Genomic DNA, 16,511 nt, shown 5'->3' with positions numbered 1-16,511 from the left:
TCGGCACAGGTCGCGAAAGAATGCGAAGCCGCCTCCGGGCGGCTTCGCCGCGTTTGGTGCCGGCGCGACGTATTCAATCTTGCTTAATCGCCGCCGCCTAAGCTGCCGATCCCGAAGTAGAACTGGAGCCATCGATGCTCGAAGCGCTGATTTTCGTCGTCTTTCCATTCTGCATGGTCTTCGCGGCCATCTCGGACATGCTGTCCATGACGATCGCAAACAGGGTGTCGGTCTTGCTCGTGGCGACATTCGCCGCCGTGGCCCCGTTCACGGGAATGGACTGGACGACCTATGGCTGGCACTTCGCGGCCGGCTTTCTAGTTCTCGTCATCACCTTCGCCATGTTTGCCCTCGGCGGCATGGGCGGCGGCGACGCAAAGCTGCTTTCGGCAACTGCCGTCTGGATGGGCATGTCGATGGAACTCATCCAGTATGTCTTCTACGGCGCGCTCCTCGGGGGAATGCTCACGCTCTTCATCGTATTCTACCGCGGTTCGCCCCTCTCCTCGATCACGGGCACGAACATCTTCCTGCGCCATTTCGCGGACCGGAAGGCCGGCGTGCCGTATGGCGTGGCGCTGGGTGTTGCCGGACTGATGGTCTTCCCTTCCACACCGCTCGCGCTTTGGGCTCTGTCCCGCTTCGTCACCGGCTGAAGCCGCCTCCTGCATCCGACGTAAACTCTACATTAACGACGACTGTAAGCGGTCCATTAACCGTAATTTGACGAATTGACCTGCAATGTCCTGCTCGACTTGGATTTTTCAAGGCGTAGGGGTTCGGACACATGGCACCCTCAAGGGTCATCGTTCTCGGCATTGCGGGTATCGCCGCCATCGGCGCGGGTCTCATTGCGCGCAACATGGCGACGCCGCCTCCTCCGGAGGTGATCGTCGAGCACGCGCCGAGCCAGCAGCAGATTGCCATTGAAGAGGTTCTTGTCATCGGGCGTGACGTCACGATGGGGTCCGAGCTCGGCGACGCCCTCGTCTGGCAGCAATGGCCGCGCGATGGCCTGCAGGACTACTTCGTCACCCGCAACGCCGAACCAGAGGCGATCGAACGCCTGCAGACATCGGTTGCCCGCGTCCCGCTCTATGCTGGTGAGCCGCTGCGTCTCGGCAAGCTGATCGGCGAAGGCCAGAGCTTCATGGCGACCATCCTCCCCTCGGGCAAACGCGCCATCGCCACGCAGATTTCCGCAGCCACATCGGCGGGCGGCTTCATCCTTCCCGACGACAGGGTCGACGTCATCATGACCCGGCGCTCGCAGGTCGACAATGTGGAAGGTTTCGTGACGGAAACGATCCTGCGCAACATCCGCGTGCTAGCCATCGACCAGACGATCCAGGAAGACGAGGAAGGCCGTCGCGTGCGCGTCGGCGAGACGGCGACCCTTGAGCTTACGCCCCAGCAGGCGGAGATCATCACGGTCGCCCAGCAGATGGCCGACCGGCTGACCCTGGCACTGAGACCCGTCGTCGACGCCAACGAGCAGATCGACCAGGAAGCGGACTATCTCGTTACCGGGTCCGGCACGGGGCGCCGCGGCACCGTGCGTGTCATCCGTTCCGGCGAGATCTCCGAGATGGGAGCCCGCTGATGCAACCGAGCCCGACGAGAAAGCGCATGACCCTGAAGAGCCACCTTTCCAAGGCCTGCCTGCCGGCGACGGCCGCCGTTCTGGCTCTTGCCGCTGGCCTGGTGGCAATGCCTCCATTGCCGGCTCACGCGCAGACGAACGTGATCTCGACCCAGGCCAGCGCGCAACGTGTGCAGCTCGGGCTCAACAAGTCCGTCATCATCGACCTGCCGCGCGACGCATATGACATTCTCGTTTCAAATCCCGCGATCGCCGATGCCGTCACGAGGACTTCGCGGCGCATCTATCTCTTCGGCAAACAGGTGGGCGAGACCAACATCTTTGTCTTCGGGCCCAATGGCGAGCAGATCGCCAGCCTCGATATCGTCGTCGAGCGTGACGTGGCGGGCCTGGAGGCGCATCTCGCGCGCTTCATCGCCCATTCGGAGATTTCGGTCGAACTGGTCAACGACAACGTTGTCCTGACGGGCAAGGTCAGGACCCCGCAGGACGCCCAGAACGCGGCAAGGCTTGCCGAGATCTTCGTCAGCGGCGGCGAGGCAACCACCGGCCAATACGCACAGACTGCGGGTGGCCAGCCGGGCGCCGGCGTCAGCATCAACAATCCCGACGGCCAGCGCCGCGCCAGCGGTATCGTCAACCTGCTTTCCATCGACGGCGAAGACCAGGTCACGCTCAAGGTGACCGTGGCCGAAGTCAGCCGCAACGTCATGAAGCAACTCGGCGTCAACCTCATCGGCCAGACCAACGGCATCGAATTCAACACGTTGATGCAGAATGCACCCGCGCTCTTCACAGGGCGCGGAACGGTAGGGGGCGGCGCAACCAGCCTTTCCGGTTACCTCCAGGCGATGGAGCAGGCCGGCGTGATGCGGACGCTTGCGGAACCCACGTTGACGGCCATCTCCGGCGAAAAGGCGACGTTCCGGGTCGGCGGCGAGTTCAACGTTGTTGTCGGCCAGACCACCGATGCCGGAAACATCATTCCCGTCGTCAACCAGATCGAATATGGCATCGGACTGGAGTTCCAGCCCGTGGTGCTCTCGCCTGGGCGGATCAGCCTGAAGATCCGCACCTCCGTCTCCGAGCCGACGACCGAAGGATCGATCGAGGTCGCTGGCAACAATCTCCTGTCGCTGCGCAAGCGGCTTGCCGACACCACCGTGGAACTCCCATCCGGCGGATCGATGATGATCGCCGGCCTGGTCAACGACAACATGCGCGTCAGCCAGACCGCCCTTCCCGGGCTCTCTAACCTGCCGGTGCTCGGCTCGCTCTTCCGCAGCCGCGAATTCGTCCGCAACGAGACCGAGCTGGTGATCCTGGTCACGCCCTATCTGGCGCAGCCCGTGGCACGCAACCAGCTGGCACGACCGGATGACAATTTCGCACCCGCCAGCGACGGCGCTGGTTTCTTCCTGGGGCGCGTCAACCGCGTCTACGGCACGATGAATACCGACCGACCAGCAGGCCGCTATCACGGCGTCGTCGGCTACATCTACAAGTGATCGAGGGCTTGAGGACATGAGAGTTCACGTTTCACCTGCAGTTCGCTCCGCCGCCGCCATGGCGCTGGCGGCCGCCCTGATGGCCGGCTGCGCCAATACGCACAGCGTTGTCGTGGGCGCCGTGCCGGACGACTACCGCACCAACCATCCCATCATTGTCGGCGAGCAGATGCGCACGATCGACATACCCGTCGGCTATTCCGACCGCGGCGCCAACCGGGTCCAGATCGGCACGCTGGACGGCTTCATGGCCGCCAATTACGACCAGTCGGCCAAGCCGGTTGTCCGGGTGCTCGTGCCTTCGGGTTCGGCCAATGCCTACGCGGCCTCAGCGGTTGCCGGCGACCTCGTGCACAGGCTGCGCCAGGGCGGCGTGCCGGAAGGCTACATCCTGCACCAGCCCTATCAGGCCGAGCCACACGAGGACCAGGCACCCATCCGCATCGCCTTTACCGCCATGACGGCCTCGACGGGGCCATGTGGGCGCTGGGACGAAGATCTTCTGAACAACACCGCCAACAAGCACTACACGAATTTCGGATGTGCTTCGCAGAGCAACCTCGCCGCCCAGGTCGCCAATCCCGCCGACTTCCTGACGCCAAGGCGCATCGGCGCCATCGATGCGCAGAACCGGGCGCGGGCCATTGGGGAATACCAGACCGGCACCGGTCAGTGGGATTCCGAGATCGATTACTAACCGGCGGCAGCCACCCATTTTTCGAAACCTGATTGGGATCGCCCGAGCATGAGCAACCTGGCCCTCGACACAGACAGCGAGATCGTCGATCTCGAGGAAGGCGACGTCGCCGCGCTTGGCGCCTTGCGCCCGGTCCCGCGCATTTCGGTACAGGCATTCTGCGAGACGGAGAGCGTCGCCAACCCGATCGAACGCGCGGCCTCCGACCGGCGCATGACCAAGGCCCATGTGAAGGTGCACATGGGTGGCGTTCCGACGGCGATCGAATTCTACCAATCGGCCGCTACGCCCAACCTCATCATCCTGGAATCGCGCGAGGAACCGCGCCAGCTGATCGCATCGCTCCAGCGGCTGGCCGAGGTCTGCGACCAGTCCACGCGCGTTGTGGTGATCGGACATTACAACGACGTCTGGCTTTACCGTGAACTGATGCGAACGGGCATCTCCGAATATGTCGTCGCGCCCATCTCGATGGCGGATGTGGTCTCGGTCATCGCCGCCATCTTCGTCGACCCCAACGCCGCGCCCATCGGCCGGTCCATCGCTTTTGTGGGTGCCAAAGGCGGCGTGGGATCATCCACGATCGCACATAACGTCGCCTGGGCAATGTCGACGCTTTTCACCTCCGAGGTGGTGGTGGCGGACATGGACCTCGCCTTCGGGACGGCCAACATCAATTTCGACCAGGACCCCGCGCAAGGGATCGCCGAGGCGGTTTTTGCGCCCGACCGGATCGACGAGGTCTATCTCGACCGCCTCCTGGCCCAGTGCGCCGAGCGGCTGTCTCTCCTCGCCGCGCCTTCGACGCTCGACCGGACATACGATTTCGATGCCGAAGCCTTCTCCCAGCTGATCGACACGGCACAGCGCACTGCGCCATGCGTGGTACTCGACGTCCCGCATATCTGGTGCGGCTGGAGCAAGACGACCCTGACCCAGGCCGACGAGATCGTGATTACCGCGACGCCGGAACTCGCCAATCTGCGCAACACGAAGAACCTCGTGGACACGCTGCGCAGGCTGCGCCCCAACGATCCGCCGCCGCGTCTCATCATCAATCAGGCCGGCGTGCCGAAGCGGCCGGAAATCTCGATCGAGGATTTCGCAGAACCGCTCGGCATCGAGCCGCTGGCCGTCATCCCCTTCGAGCCCCAGCTCTTCGGCAGCGCTTCCAACAATGGTCGCATGCTGGGCGAGATGGATGCGCAGAATGCCATCGTCCAGTCGATCAACGAAATGGCGCACGTCCTGACGGGGCGTGCGGAAAGCCGACAGCGCAAGAAGAGCGGCCTCGAGGGAATCCTCGAGCGGTTGAAGATCAAGCGATAGATCCGGAACGGAAGCTCATGTTTGGCAAGCGCGGCAATGAAGATGGCGTGATCCACCGGCCGGCACCGCCCCGGCAGGCGCCGGGAGGCGCCGGCTCGGAGGTCCATTCCGACACGGCGCTCATCGAGGAGCCGAAGCGCAGCGCGGCTACCGCCAGCCGCGAGCCGGCGCCCGAACGTCCCGCTATCGTGGTGGAAAGCTCGGCCCAACCCGGCCGTCGCGCCCCCGAAGCCCCGCCGCGCCAGCCCGACCCGGTCCGCGTGCCGCGGCCCGACCGGGATCGCAACGAGGGCTATTACGATACCAAGAGCCAGGTGTTTGCGGCGCTGATCGATACGATCGACCTGTCGCAGCTGGCCAAGCTCGATACCGAAAGCGCGCGCGAGGAAATCCGCGACATCGTCAACGACATCATCGCGATCAAGAACTTCGCGATGTCGATCGCCGAGCAGGAAGACCTGCTGGAAGACATTTGCAACGACGTCCTCGGATACGGTCCCCTCGAGCCGCTTCTCGCGCGCGACGAGGTGGCCGACATCATGGTCAACGGTGCCAAGGACGTCTACATCGAAGTCAACGGCAAGGTCGAGAAGACCACCGTCCGTTTCCGCGACAACCAGCAGCTCCTCAACATCTGCCAGCGCATCGTCAGCCAGGTCGGCAGGCGCGTCGACGAATCCAGCCCCATCTGCGACGCGCGTCTTCCCGATGGCAGCCGCGTCAACGTGATTGCGCCGCCGCTCGCGATCGATGGCGCCTCGCTCACCATCCGAAAATTCCGCAAGGACAAGCTGACCCTCGACCAGCTCGTGCGTTACGGCTCGATCACCCCGGAAGGCGCAGAGGTCCTGAAGATCATCGGCCGCGTGCGCTGCAACGTCGTGATTGCCGGCGGCACCGGCTCGGGCAAGACCACGCTGCTCAACTGCCTGACCAACTATATCGACCGCGACGAGCGCGTGATCACCTGCGAGGATTCCGCCGAACTTCAGCTGCAGCAACCGCATGTCGTGCGCCTCGAAACCCGTCCGCCGAACCTCGAGGGCGAGGGCGAAGTCACCATGCGCGACCTGGTGAAGAACTGCCTGCGCATGCGTCCCGAGCGGATCGTGGTCGGCGAAGTTCGCGGACCGGAGGTGTTCGACCTCCTGCAGGCCATGAACACCGGCCATGACGGGTCCATGGGCACCATCCACGCCAACAGCCCCCGCGAATGCCTCAGCCGCATGGAATCCATGATCGCCATGGGCGGCTTCGGCCTGCCCCAGCGCACCGTGCGCGAGATGATCGTGGGCTCCGTGGACGTCATCATCCAGGCAGCACGCCTGCGCGACGGCTCGCGCCGCATCACCCACATCACCGAGGTGATCGGCATGGAAGGCGACGTCATCATTACGCAGGACCTGTTGCTCTACGACATTCGAGGCGAAGACGCGCAGGGCCGGCTCATCGGCCAGCATGTCTCGACCGGCATCGGCCGACCGGCCTTCTGGGACCGGGCACGCTATTATAGCGAGGAAGCCCGCCTGGCAAACGCGCTGGAAAGCATGGAGAAGACCACGTCATGAGCTTCACGATCGGGAAGGCCTGAGCCCCCATGTTCGGTCTCGACACCTCCATGCTGCTGTTCGTTCTGCTGGCCGCCTGCGCCGTCGGCGGCCTGGCCTATGCCATCCTCTATCGCAACATCGAAAACGAGGAGAAGGCGAGCCGTCGCCTGGAAACGATCAAGGCGGCGGAGACCGACCGCAACATCGTCAAGGCCAATCGGGATCGTGTGGCGGAAGCCGCCAAGCGGCGCAAATCCGTCCAGGACTCGCTCAACGACCTGGAGGCCAAGCAGAAGTCACGCGACACGAACATGAAGAAGCCGCCGCTGAAGGTTCAGTTGCGCCAGGCGGGGCTCAGCATCTCCATCCGGAAGTTCTACGTGTTTTCGGCCGTCTGCGGCATCGGCTGCACATTTCTGGTCCTGTTCCTGGGCGCGCCGCTCCTGGTGGTGCCAGGCGCCTTTCTCGCCGGGATGTTCGGCCTGCCGCGCTGGTTTGTGGGCTTCAAGCGTTCGCGACGGATCAAGGGCTTCCTGAACGAGCTGCCGAACGCACTCGACGTCCTGGTGCGCTCGGTCAAGTCCGGTCTGCCGTTGCATGACGGCGTGCGCCTGATCGCCAATGAAAGCCCGGAGCCGGTACGCACCGAGTTCCGGCGTATCGTGGAGTCCCAGAATCTCGGCATGTCGCTGCCGGAGGCTTCGCTGCGCATGCAGGAGACCATGCCGTGCCCCGAAGCCGGATTCTTCGGGATCGTGATCCAGATCCAGAGCCAGGCCGGCGGCAATTTGTCGGAAGCCCTCGGCAACCTGTCCAAGGTGCTGCGCGACCGCAAGAAGATGAAGGCCAAGGTCAACGCGCTGTCCATGGAGGCCAAGGCGTCGGCAGCCATCATCGGCGCCCTGCCCTTCATCGTGGCCTTTCTCGTCTATCTGTCGAGCCCCGGCTACATCGCGCCCCTCTTCACCACGAGCGCGGGCCACCTCATCCTCATCGTCTCGGCGATATGGATGTCGATGGGCATCTTCGTGATGAAGAAGATGATGAATTTCGAAGTTTAGGCCTTCCGCCATGTCCATGACCGACCAGATCGTCAATACGCTCTTCGACCCGACCTTCATGGTTGCGCTGCTGGTCGGGCTGGCTGTCTTCGCGACCGTGTTCACGCTGATTCCGGCATTCGGCGGCGATCCGCTCAAGTCTCGCATGCGCTCGGTGGCACTTGAGCGTGACGAATTGCGGGCCAAGCAACGCGCGCGTTTGGCAGCCGAATCCGACCGCAAGCGGCGCGGCCTGCGCCAGGAACAGTCGGTGGGCATGCGCAGCATCGTCGATCGGCTGGACCTGAAGCGCGCCCTCGCCGACGAGACGACCACGCAGAAACTGCGCATGGCGGGTTTCCGCGGCGAGAACCCGCTCACGAAGTTCCTGTTCTTCCGCCTCGTCCTGCCGGTGGTGGGTTTCGTTCTCGCGGGCGTCTATATCTTCGTGTTGGGTGGATTTGCCGAACAGCCGATCATGATCAAGCTGTTCATCTGCATCCTTGCGGCCTATGGCGGCTTCTACGCTCCGGTCATGTATGTCTCAAACCGCGCTCAGAAGCGCAAGCAGTCGATCCAGCGGGGCTGGCCCGATGCGCTCGACCTTCTGCTCATCTGCGTGGAATCCGGCATGTCGGTCGAAGCTGCCTTCCGGCGCGTGGCCGACGAGATCGGCATTCAGTCGGTGGAACTGGCGGAAGAATTCGTGCTGACCAACGCGGAACTGTCCTTCCTGCAGGAACGCCGCCAGGCCTACGAAAACCTCGCCAACCGGACCGGGCTGGAGACCGTGCGCAGCGTCACGCAGGCCCTGATCCAGGCCGAGCGCTACGGCACCCCCGTCGCGCACGCGCTGCGCGTGCTGGCGGCGGAAAGCCGCGACATGCGCATGAACGAGGCCGAGAAGAAGGCGGCAGCCCTGCCGCCGAAGCTGACGGTCCCAATGATCCTGTTCTTCCTGCCAGTGCTGTTCGCCGTCATCCTGGGCCCGGCTGGGATCCAAGTGGCCGAACGCGGCGGCATCTTCTGAGGCCTCAACCCTTTCGATGCAGCCGGACGGGGCTGCCACTCGCGCGGGCGATCCTGCCCTTGGCTTCGAGATCGAGCTGTGCGGCCTTCAGCCACCAGCCCGCCTTTTCGCCTCCGGGAAAGAGTTCCTGCGGCAGCAGAGGCAGGAGTTTCGCCTTCGCCTCGGCGACGCTCAGGCCCGGCGCGTCGGTCGGAAGCACCGCCAGTAGCGCGTCCCGCATGGCCTCGTATTTGGCCCGGTCGACGCGCTGTGTGCGACCCGGCGACGTGAAGTTCTCGATCTCTATCCGGTCATTGGTACCACTCATCTCAGGCTTCCCCTTACATAGTCGACCTTCGGCGCACGAAAGCCCATCGCGGCCCAGGCCAGCAGAAGTCTCCACATGAAGCGTGGCGAATGGGTCGCAAACGCCGGCACGCCCTCGTCATTCTCGATCGGCCTCCTGAGATCCCTGGTCATCGTCCGTAGTTCCGGTACCGCTTTGTCGGCGGGCTCGAAGCGGTCCGAGTAGACCGACAGCCAGTGGCCCTTCGTGAACTCCAGGAACATCGGCGTGTTGCAGCAGCCAGCGACGACACGACGTGTCGACGAGTCAGGCTTCAACTTATATTCGGCTAGGCTCTCCGCGCCCCGGAGACACCTGACGCGATCCTTGCGAATGAGCATGAACGCCGTGCCATCGTTGCGGCCGAGCACCGGCGGCGCGCCCTCCAGCGACTGCAGATGCGCGCCTGCAGTCTGGCAACTCTGACAATGGCAGATCGCGGCCAAGATGGGTTGCCCGGCTACTTCGAGGGCAGCCTGCCCGCACTGGCAGGCGGCGATCCGTGTCATCATTTCTACGTCACCATTTTTTGTCGATCGATGATAACTAGACTGAACCGTCCAGTTTGATGTGTAAAGGAGGAAGCGCTAGATTGCTGACGGGTGATGACATGACCGGGGCGGCGAATGGCCATGACGCGCAGTGAAAGGACACAGCAGAAGATCCTGTCGGCGGCCGGGATGCTCTTCCTGAAGAACGGATTTGCAGGCACCAGCATGGACGATGTCGCGGCTTGCGCCGAGGTGTCGAAGCAGACGGTCTATGCGCATTTCCGCGCGAAGGAGGCCCTATTTCTGGCGGTCGTGCTTAGCATGACGGGCTCGGCGGGAGACAGGGTTCAGGAGGAGGTGGCTGATCCGCCCATCGACCGGGATATCGATACGTTCCTGCTGGATTTCGCGGTCAGCCAGTTGAAGATCGTCATGACGCCTCAACTCATGCAATTGCGGCGACTGGTGATTGCCGAGGTCGACCGGTTCCCGGAACTGGGCAAAGCTCTTCACGAACAGGGGCCGGGACGCAGCATCCGTCGGCTGGCGTCCGCCTTTGCGGCCTATTCCGCGGCTGGGGCGCTTTCAGTCCGCCAGCCGGAGACAGCCGCGGCCCATTTCAACTGGTTGGTGATGGGGGCGCCGGTCAATGACGCCATGCTCCTGGGGGACGCCTCGATCCGCGACAGTGCAGCCCTTCGCGCACACGCCGAAGAGGCGGTGCGAATCTTCATGGCGGCGTATGGACCCGCCAACAAGTAGGCCGTCAGTTCGTGGCGCGCTCTTCGTCCTCGAGCTGGCTCCAGGCATTGTCCTGGGAGAGCATTGAGCGCAGATAGACGACATTGGCTTGCGCCTGTTCGGGCGACAATTCGCGGCGGGCAATATCTTCCGCCTCCTGGAAGCGGCCCTGAAGGCCAACCACCAGCGCGAGATTCTGGCGCACCCGGCTGTCGGCGCCGGGCATTTCGGTTGCCTTGCGCATGTGCTGCTCGGCCGCCCGCAGATCGCCCTCAAGGACATAGGACATTCCCAGGTTGGAAAGGATCGACGGTTCGTTCGGTGCCATGTCGATGGCGCGGCGGTAGAGCGCGCGGGCTTCCTGCTTGTGGTCAAGCTGATCGAGAATGGCGGCCTCGGCCGAGACGAGCCGCCAGTCGGGAAATTCAGGTGTCTGGGCACGACGCACGGCGTCCAGTGCGGGTTCGAGCTCTCCGGCGGCGGCGAGCGCCTTGCCATATTCAGCCAGGACCTGTCGGTCGCGGGAATGATCGATGGCGAGCTTGCGCATGACGGCGAGCGACTGCTCGTTACGGCCGGTCATCTGGAGAACCTGGGCATAACGCAGCGCGACGTCCTTGTTGCGCGTGTCGCGCGCGTAGGCCTGACCGAGTTGTTCGGAAGCCGAGCCCAGTTCTCCCGCCGACATGCGATCGAGAGGCGCATGGGCGGTGGTGCGGCTGACAGAGCCCGTGGTCATGCGGTCTGGGCCATTGGCGCAGCCGCCCAGAACGGCGAGCATCACCAGGGCCATCGCGGTCGAGGCAATGCCGATGCCCCTTGATTTCACGCCGCAATCGGTAAACATCCGTCCAGGTCTCCAGTCTTTCGCAGGTCGGCCACGCGGGCCGGCAGACTGGGTCAAGAAATATTCCGTTAACCCTAACGGACAGTTAAGACGGGCCTCCCCTCCACCGCAGAAGGATCGCATTTCAGCATGCCTGTGACGCTTACCTCCAAAAGGTCCCGCACGTCGCTCCCCATCCATCTCGTCCGCGAAGGCAGGCTCGACGAGAGCGGCATCGACGGACGCGCCGTGGCCTGGGCGCGAGCCAACGCGTTTTCCGGAAAGGAAGGCACCTTCCTTCCCCTCCCGGGAGATGACGGCGCGCTTGCAGGCGCGCTTTTTGGCGCCCCGGTTGGCGGAGACGGGTTTTCGGACCTGGCCACGGGCCGGCTGGCGAGGGTGCTGCCTGAAGGCGACTGGCATCTCGAAGGTGCGCTCGACAATGCCGAACTTGCGGCCCTGGGCCTGGTGCTGGGCGGCTATGCCTTCACCCGTTACGGCAAGAAGTCGTCACGCCCATTGTCGGTCCACGTCCCGGGCGTCAACCCGGCGACCGTCCACGCCCAGGCAGAGGCGATCGCGCTCACCCGCGATCTCATCAACACCCCGGCAGCCGACATGGGGCCGGAGGCGCTGGAAACGGCGGCGCGCACACTGGCGCGCCAGCATCGGGCGAAAGTCGCGGTGACAAAGGGTGACGCGCTTCTCCGGCGCAATTTCCCCATGATACATGCAGTCGGGCGCGCCGCCGCCCAGGCACCCCGGCTGATCGACATGAGCTGGGGCGCCCGTAACGATCCCAAGGTGACGCTCGTCGGCAAGGGCGTCTGCTTCGACACGGGCGGCCTCGACATCAAGCCGTCGAGCGGCATGCTCCTGATGAAGAAGGACATGGGCGGAGCCGCCAACGTGCTCGGCCTTGCCGCCATGATCATGTCGGCCGGCCTCAAGGTGAGGCTGCGGGTGCTGATCCCGGCGGTCGAAAACTCCATCTCGGCAAACGCTTTCCGGCCCGGCGACGTGCTCCAAAGCCGCAAGGGGCCGACCGTCGAGATCGGCAACACGGATGCGGAGGGACGGCTGGTGCTCGCCGACGCGCTGGCGCTGGCCGACGAGGAGGCGCCGGAGCTTCTGATCGACATGGCGACGCTGACGGGTGCGGCCCGCGTGGCCCTCGGGCCGGAAGTCGCCCCGTTCTTCACAGGTGACGTGCATCTGGCCGAAGAGATTGCCGCCGCCGGACAGCGGCTGGCCGATCCGGTCTGGCAGATGCCGCTGTGGAGCGGCTACGATCGGATGCTCGATTCGAAGGTGGCGGATTGCAGCAATGTCGGTTCGGGCGGACTTGCCGGGTCGATCACCGCGGCACTGTTCCTGAAACGCTTCGTGGAGGATGCGCGTTCATGGGCGCATTTCGACATTTACGGATGGTGCCCCAGCGAGCGGCCGCATTGCCCGGTGGGGGGCGAGGCGCAGGCGATCCGAGCCCTCTTCGGCGTGATTCAAGCACGCTATGGGTGATGACGCCCTTGCCAGGCGCGGTTGAGGCAGGCAGACAGATACGGAACCGAAACGACCAGCCCGGGACGAGCCCATGTCGATCATCTTGCGGCCGAGCCAGGCCCTTCGCCTCTGGCAGGGCGTGGCACTGGGAGAGGTGCGCGCGGCGGCTCCGGATCTGTCTCACCGTCAGATGGCGATTCTGCTCACCATCTATCTCGACCCGCCGCCGCACACGGTGCGCGGATTGGCGGCACGGCTCGGCGTGACCAAACCCGTCATCACCCGCGCGCTCGACACGATGGGCGGCCTGAAGCTCCTGTCGCGCCACCGCGACGAGGCCGACAGGCGCAACGTTCTGGTGCGCCGCACCGTGGAGGGCGCATTGTTCGTCGAGCGTTTCGGCGATGCCGTGATCGCCGCTGGTGGCGAGTTGTCCGCATGATCGATCTCGACCGCCGCCTGAACGCCTTTCGCCCGGACCTTGCCGACCGCCGCCTGATGGGCCGCATCAAGGCGGACCGTTTCGTGGATGGTAGCCTCCGGCGGGTGGTGGCACCGGTGCTCGATCTCAGGCCCCGCCCTGCCCCCGACGCCGGCATCGACACACAATTGCTGTGCGGCGAGACGGTACTGGTCTTCGAGGAGACCGAGGGATGGGCCTGGCTCCAGGGGGAACGGGACGGCTATATCGGCTATGCATCGGCCGATGCACTCGGCGAGATGCCGGAACCGACCCATATGGTCGTCGCCCAGCGCAGCTTCGTCTATCCCGGACCTGAACTGAAGATGCCGCCCGTCGTCTGCCATTCCATGGGGGCCTTGCTCGCGGTGGCGGATTTCGTGGAGCACCGGGGCACGCATTATGCCAGGCTTGCCTCCGGGGGAGCCGTGATCGCTTCCCACCTTGAGCCACTGGGCTGGTGCGCCGCCGATTACGTCGCCGTGGCCGAGACGTTCCTCCACACGCCCTATCTATGGGGTGGAGCCTCCGCCTTTGGGCTGGACTGTTCCGGTATCGTGCAACTGGCCATGCGCATGGCCGGCCGTTTGATCCTTCGCGACACCGACATGCAGGCGGAAACGGTCGGAGAGCAGCTCGATCCGGGACCGGAGCTCTCCGCGCTCCAACGCGGCGATCTTGTCTTCTGGAAAGGTCATGTCGGGATCATGCGCGATGCCGAGACGCTGCTGCATGCCAACGGACACACAATGACGGTTGCCAGCGAAACGCTGGCCGGCGCGGTTGCCCGCATCGCGCATCTTTATGGAAAGCCGACCGAATTTCGTCGGCCGTGATCTCTCCGCATCCGCTTTCTCCGTGATGCCGGCAGAACAGCTTTGCCGTGGCGTTCAGAGTGAATTATGCCAATCATCCTGTCGACCAGCGCGGTCGAGGCCTTTTCGGATCAACTCACATGACAACCGGTCCAATACCTCCTGGGGCCCATCGATTGCTCAATGCTCCGGGGTTCCAGGAGAGCATCAGGCTGCAATCCGAGGCCTTCCTGCAGGTGAACGAGGCTGAGCCGCGGCTGGCATCGATTTTTGCAACCCAACAGCGCTGGCTCATGGCCCATGTCGGCCTTTCACTGCACTTCCAGGGCGAAAGCGGCCAGGAGCCCGAAGGGCTCACCGCCGCGCGATTTCTGCAGCGCGTTCACCTGTTCGATATCGCCAGCAGGAACACCGCAGCGGCCTTCCTCGGCGAGATGCAGCATTACGGCGTGGTCACCCAGCGGCCCGACGCGAGGGATCGGCGGAAACGCTACCTCCTGCCCACGCCCATCACGCTCGCGGCGATCGACACGTGGTTGCGGATTCACCTCGACACGCTGGATCGGCTTGACGGCGCAGACAGGGTCGCGCGCTTCGACGCCGCTCCAGGCCAGATCCAGCATATCCAGCCAATGATCGCCGACGGGCTGGCAAGGTCCGACGTCATCCGCAACCCAAGTCCGGATTTCTCTCACTTCATGTGGATCAACAACGGATTCCTCATGACCGAGCGGTTCTTTGCCGCCATCGGCCACGCGGATGCAGCGACCGACCGCTTCGCCACGTCCATGAAATCGATGGCTCAAGTCGCGTCCGGACTGGAACTGTCTCGCACCCACGCGTCCCGCAAGCTGCGGGAGGCGGAAGCGACCGGCATCATCGGGTGGCAGGATGTCGACGGGAAACGTTCCCTATGGGTCGCACGGAGCTTCGTGGAAGCATTCCTGTACGTTCAGGCCGCGAAGCTTGCGATCGTGGACGCTGCCTTCGCGGCCTGTATCGGTGAGGTATCTTGTTCAGGCAACCCGGCGCTGACGAGCGCTTAGCCTTCATCCCGCCTTAGCGGGACCGGCAGTTGCCCGTGCCGGTGGTTTCGCGGTCGCCATCGTCGTAGCTGATGCGAACCTGCGCGCCGCTCGCCGACTCGATGCGGCCGGGATACCAGGTGCCCGCCTGCTGCCAGTTGCACTCGACGCGGGTGCCTGCCTGCCAGTCATAGTGGCGAACATTGCGGCGCGGCGTAGTCTCGCGATCACCATCGTCGTATTGAATAGTAATGCTGTCGCCCGACACACCGGCAACGACCCCAGCATACCAGTAAGCCCCACCCTGCCAGCGACCGAGAACCCAATCACCTTGCTGAAAAGCCGAGGCCATTGTCGGCATGAGCACAAACGCCAGGAACGCGATTGCCGATGCCGTGATCGATACGACACGGCCGCGTCGATTAACTGTTGTCTTGATCACTATCCACTCCCCCAAGAGCTGATTTCCTTGCCTCATCAACAGAGGCTATTTTTGTCAGCTAGCACCAAAATATTCTCCGAACCACGCCCATTTCTGGGCGGAATTGGACGCGCAATATCAGGTGCTCACGGCGGGGTTGGGCTGCCAGCCAGAAACCAGTCGTCAGTTCAGCTTCAATATCCCGACTGCCGGTCGACAAGATTGTCTAGCGGTTCGCCGCGCTCATGGCGCTCGATCTGCTCCAGCAGAAGCGGGACCAGATGTTCGGGATCGGAGGTGGCGGCCGCATGCGGCGTCACGAATACCGACGGATGTTTCCAAAGCGGGCTCGTCTTGGGCAGCGGCTCTGTCTCGAACACATCGAGACTGGCTTCCTTCAGCGTGCCATCCTCCAGCGCAGCCAGGATGTCGCTCTCCTTCTGGAGCCGTCCGCGGCCGGCATTGACGAGCACGGGGCCGCCGAGCGGCCCGTCCGGCCGCAACCGCTTGAGGATCGAGAGATCGATGATGGCTTCCGTCGCGGGTGTTAGCGGAAGAAGCACCACGAGGATGTCGGTGGCATTGAGAAACGGCGTGAGCCCTTCCTTGCCGTGCCAGGTCGCGACCCCTTCCATCGGCCGGTCGTTTCGGCTCCAGCCATTGACCTTGAAGCCGATCGAAAGCAGCTGGCTGGCCGCGGCTCTTCCGAGCTGGCCGAGGCCCATGATCCCGACCGCCACGTCCGAGGATACCGGCTGCGCTGGCTCGTGCCAGACGCGGCGCTGCTGCTGGGCGCGGTAGATGGCACCCTGGCGGTGATGGTCCATGACGCGCCAGACTACATATTCGACCATATGCTGGGTCAGGTTCTGCGCGACGACCCGGGCGATCGGTATATCGGGGAGGCGGGAGTCGGCGAAGACGTGATCGACACCGGCCCCCACCGAGAAGATCGCCTGCAGATTGGGCAGCCTGGCGAGCACGCCCCGCGGGTGTTTCCACACCATGGCGTAGCGGATCGTCGGATCATCCGCCCTGTCAGGTTCCAGCACCACTTCCCGATGCTTCGACAGAAGATCGAACCATCGGCGCGGGTTCATCCCCGTCATGGACAAGAGAATACGACCCTCTCCGGTCTCTGTCATGC

18 protein-coding genes are annotated in these 16,511 nt (G+C 64.0%); 13 read left to right on the top strand and 5 right to left on the bottom strand.

The genetic code is table 11. The features are described 5' to 3' along the window. Positions 1 to 134 precede the first annotated feature (134 nt). From GRZ55_RS14845 to GRZ55_RS14810, 8 genes are all read left to right on the top strand, one after another. Positions 135 to 656, top strand: a complete 522-nt coding sequence (locus GRZ55_RS14845; RefSeq protein WP_169287716.1) for a prepilin peptidase — start codon at positions 135 to 137, stop codon at positions 654 to 656. A 131-nt stretch (positions 657 to 787) separates the two neighbouring features. Continuing rightward, positions 788 to 1,603, top strand: coding sequence for a Flp pilus assembly protein CpaB (cpaB, locus tag GRZ55_RS14840; protein ID WP_169287715.1), 816 nt, complete (start codon positions 788 to 790; stop codon positions 1,601 to 1,603). Positions 1,604 to 1,710: 107 nt separating this feature from the next. Next, the gene (locus GRZ55_RS14835) at positions 1,711 to 3,111 is read left to right on the top strand and encodes a type II and III secretion system protein family protein (RefSeq protein ID WP_246734777.1); all 1,401 of its coding nucleotides are present in this window, start codon (positions 1,711 to 1,713) and stop codon (positions 3,109 to 3,111) included. A 16-nt stretch (positions 3,112 to 3,127) separates the two neighbouring features. Beyond that, complete coding sequence (locus tag GRZ55_RS14830; RefSeq protein ID WP_169287713.1) at positions 3,128 to 3,808, top strand: CpaD family pilus assembly lipoprotein; 681 nt, start codon at positions 3,128 to 3,130, stop codon at positions 3,806 to 3,808. Between the two features lie 48 nt (positions 3,809 to 3,856). Continuing rightward, the gene (locus tag GRZ55_RS14825) at positions 3,857 to 5,137 is read left to right on the top strand and encodes a CpaE family protein (RefSeq protein WP_169287712.1); all 1,281 of its coding nucleotides are present in this window, start codon (positions 3,857 to 3,859) and stop codon (positions 5,135 to 5,137) included. A gap of 17 nt (positions 5,138 to 5,154) precedes the next feature. After that, on the top strand, positions 5,155 to 6,705 hold the full coding sequence (locus GRZ55_RS14820; RefSeq protein ID WP_210257353.1) for an ATPase, T2SS/T4P/T4SS family: 1,551 nt from the start codon (positions 5,155 to 5,157) through the stop codon (positions 6,703 to 6,705). A 29-nt stretch (positions 6,706 to 6,734) separates the two neighbouring features. Beyond that, positions 6,735 to 7,748 (top strand): type II secretion system F family protein, encoded by a 1,014-nt coding sequence (locus tag GRZ55_RS14815; protein ID WP_169287711.1) that lies wholly within the window; start codon positions 6,735 to 6,737, stop codon positions 7,746 to 7,748. 16 nt (positions 7,749 to 7,764) lie between these two features. Then, entirely contained in the window at positions 7,765 to 8,757 is a 993-nt protein-coding gene (locus GRZ55_RS14810; RefSeq protein WP_169287755.1) for a type II secretion system F family protein, read from the top strand. 4 nt (positions 8,758 to 8,761) lie between these two features. Here the strand turns inward: GRZ55_RS14810 and GRZ55_RS14805 are convergent, their stop codons facing one another. Together GRZ55_RS14805 and GRZ55_RS14800 are read right to left on the bottom strand one after the other, a co-directional pair. Further along, the gene (locus GRZ55_RS14805) at positions 8,762 to 9,064 is read right to left on the bottom strand and encodes a hypothetical protein (protein WP_169287710.1); all 303 of its coding nucleotides are present in this window, start codon (positions 9,062 to 9,064) and stop codon (positions 8,762 to 8,764) included. Next, on the bottom strand, positions 9,061 to 9,594 hold the full coding sequence (locus tag GRZ55_RS14800) for a GFA family protein (protein ID WP_169287709.1): 534 nt from the start codon (positions 9,592 to 9,594) through the stop codon (positions 9,061 to 9,063). Before GRZ55_RS14800 ends, GRZ55_RS14805 begins: the two co-directional genes overlap by 4 nt. Before the next feature lie 120 nt (positions 9,595 to 9,714). Here GRZ55_RS14800 and GRZ55_RS14795 point away from each other — a divergent pair, with 120 nt between their 5' ends. Next, complete coding sequence (locus GRZ55_RS14795; RefSeq protein WP_246734766.1) at positions 9,715 to 10,335, top strand: TetR/AcrR family transcriptional regulator; 621 nt, start codon at positions 9,715 to 9,717, stop codon at positions 10,333 to 10,335. A 4-nt stretch (positions 10,336 to 10,339) separates the two neighbouring features. Here GRZ55_RS14795 and GRZ55_RS14790 read toward each other — a convergent pair whose 3' ends face one another. Further along, on the bottom strand, positions 10,340 to 11,161 hold the full coding sequence (locus tag GRZ55_RS14790) for a tetratricopeptide repeat protein (protein WP_169287707.1): 822 nt from the start codon (positions 11,159 to 11,161) through the stop codon (positions 10,340 to 10,342). A gap of 129 nt (positions 11,162 to 11,290) precedes the next feature. On the opposite strand from GRZ55_RS14790, the gene GRZ55_RS14785 reads away from it, so the two are divergent. The 4 genes from GRZ55_RS14785 (at position 11,291) to GRZ55_RS14770 (ending at position 14,964) form a co-directional block, all read left to right on the top strand. Continuing rightward, the gene (locus GRZ55_RS14785) at positions 11,291 to 12,661 is read left to right on the top strand and encodes a M17 family metallopeptidase (protein WP_169287706.1); all 1,371 of its coding nucleotides are present in this window, start codon (positions 11,291 to 11,293) and stop codon (positions 12,659 to 12,661) included. 73 nt (positions 12,662 to 12,734) lie between these two features. Next, complete coding sequence (locus tag GRZ55_RS14780; RefSeq protein WP_169287705.1) at positions 12,735 to 13,085, top strand: MarR family winged helix-turn-helix transcriptional regulator; 351 nt, start codon at positions 12,735 to 12,737, stop codon at positions 13,083 to 13,085. Further along, positions 13,082 to 13,939 (top strand): NlpC/P60 family protein, encoded by an 858-nt coding sequence (locus tag GRZ55_RS14775; RefSeq protein ID WP_169287704.1) that lies wholly within the window; start codon positions 13,082 to 13,084, stop codon positions 13,937 to 13,939. Before GRZ55_RS14780 ends, GRZ55_RS14775 begins: the two co-directional genes overlap by 4 nt. A gap of 155 nt (positions 13,940 to 14,094) precedes the next feature. Further along, the gene (locus GRZ55_RS14770) at positions 14,095 to 14,964 is read left to right on the top strand and encodes a hypothetical protein (RefSeq protein WP_169287703.1); all 870 of its coding nucleotides are present in this window, start codon (positions 14,095 to 14,097) and stop codon (positions 14,962 to 14,964) included. 13 nt (positions 14,965 to 14,977) lie between these two features. Here GRZ55_RS14770 and GRZ55_RS14765 read toward each other — a convergent pair whose 3' ends face one another. Then, on the bottom strand, positions 14,978 to 15,385 hold the full coding sequence (locus tag GRZ55_RS14765) for a tudor domain-containing protein (protein ID WP_368856621.1): 408 nt from the start codon (positions 15,383 to 15,385) through the stop codon (positions 14,978 to 14,980). A 173-nt stretch (positions 15,386 to 15,558) separates the two neighbouring features. Then, positions 15,559 to 16,509 carry a glyoxylate/hydroxypyruvate reductase A gene (locus tag GRZ55_RS14760; protein WP_169287702.1) on the bottom strand — a complete coding sequence of 317 codons (951 nt, stop codon included), beginning with the start codon at positions 16,507 to 16,509 and terminating at the stop codon, positions 15,559 to 15,561. Positions 16,510 to 16,511 lie beyond the last annotated feature (2 nt).

The organism is Chelativorans sp. ZYF759 (assembly GCF_012911015.1).
GTDB lineage: Bacteria > Pseudomonadota > Alphaproteobacteria > Rhizobiales > Rhizobiaceae > ZYF759.
This window is presented reverse-complemented; position numbering and strand designations above follow the sequence as displayed.

Coding starts and splice junctions, on each gene's coding strand:
- GRZ55_RS14810 (WP_169287755.1), top strand. CDS start 7,765: ATGACCGACCAGATCGTCAATACGCTCTTCGACCCGACCTTCATGGTT.
- GRZ55_RS14760 (WP_169287702.1), bottom strand. CDS start 16,509: ATGACAGAGACCGGAGAGGGTCGTATTCTCTTGTCCATGACGGGGATG.
- GRZ55_RS14775 (WP_169287704.1), top strand. CDS start 13,082: ATGATCGATCTCGACCGCCGCCTGAACGCCTTTCGCCCGGACCTTGCC.
- GRZ55_RS14805 (WP_169287710.1), bottom strand. CDS start 9,064: ATGAGTGGTACCAATGACCGGATAGAGATCGAGAACTTCACGTCGCCG.
- GRZ55_RS14780 (WP_169287705.1), top strand. CDS start 12,735: ATGTCGATCATCTTGCGGCCGAGCCAGGCCCTTCGCCTCTGGCAGGGC.
- GRZ55_RS14835 (WP_246734777.1), top strand. CDS start 1,711: ATGCCTCCATTGCCGGCTCACGCGCAGACGAACGTGATCTCGACCCAG.
- GRZ55_RS14785 (WP_169287706.1), top strand. CDS start 11,291: ATGCCTGTGACGCTTACCTCCAAAAGGTCCCGCACGTCGCTCCCCATC.
- cpaB (WP_169287715.1), top strand. CDS start 788: ATGGCACCCTCAAGGGTCATCGTTCTCGGCATTGCGGGTATCGCCGCC.
- GRZ55_RS14800 (WP_169287709.1), bottom strand. CDS start 9,594: ATGATGACACGGATCGCCGCCTGCCAGTGCGGGCAGGCTGCCCTCGAA.
- GRZ55_RS14830 (WP_169287713.1), top strand. CDS start 3,128: ATGAGAGTTCACGTTTCACCTGCAGTTCGCTCCGCCGCCGCCATGGCG.
- GRZ55_RS14825 (WP_169287712.1), top strand. CDS start 3,857: ATGAGCAACCTGGCCCTCGACACAGACAGCGAGATCGTCGATCTCGAG.
- GRZ55_RS14820 (WP_210257353.1), top strand. CDS start 5,155: ATGTTTGGCAAGCGCGGCAATGAAGATGGCGTGATCCACCGGCCGGCA.
- GRZ55_RS14815 (WP_169287711.1), top strand. CDS start 6,735: ATGTTCGGTCTCGACACCTCCATGCTGCTGTTCGTTCTGCTGGCCGCC.
- GRZ55_RS14845 (WP_169287716.1), top strand. CDS start 135: ATGCTCGAAGCGCTGATTTTCGTCGTCTTTCCATTCTGCATGGTCTTC.
- GRZ55_RS14795 (WP_246734766.1), top strand. CDS start 9,715: ATGACGCGCAGTGAAAGGACACAGCAGAAGATCCTGTCGGCGGCCGGG.
- GRZ55_RS14790 (WP_169287707.1), bottom strand. CDS start 11,161: ATGTTTACCGATTGCGGCGTGAAATCAAGGGGCATCGGCATTGCCTCG.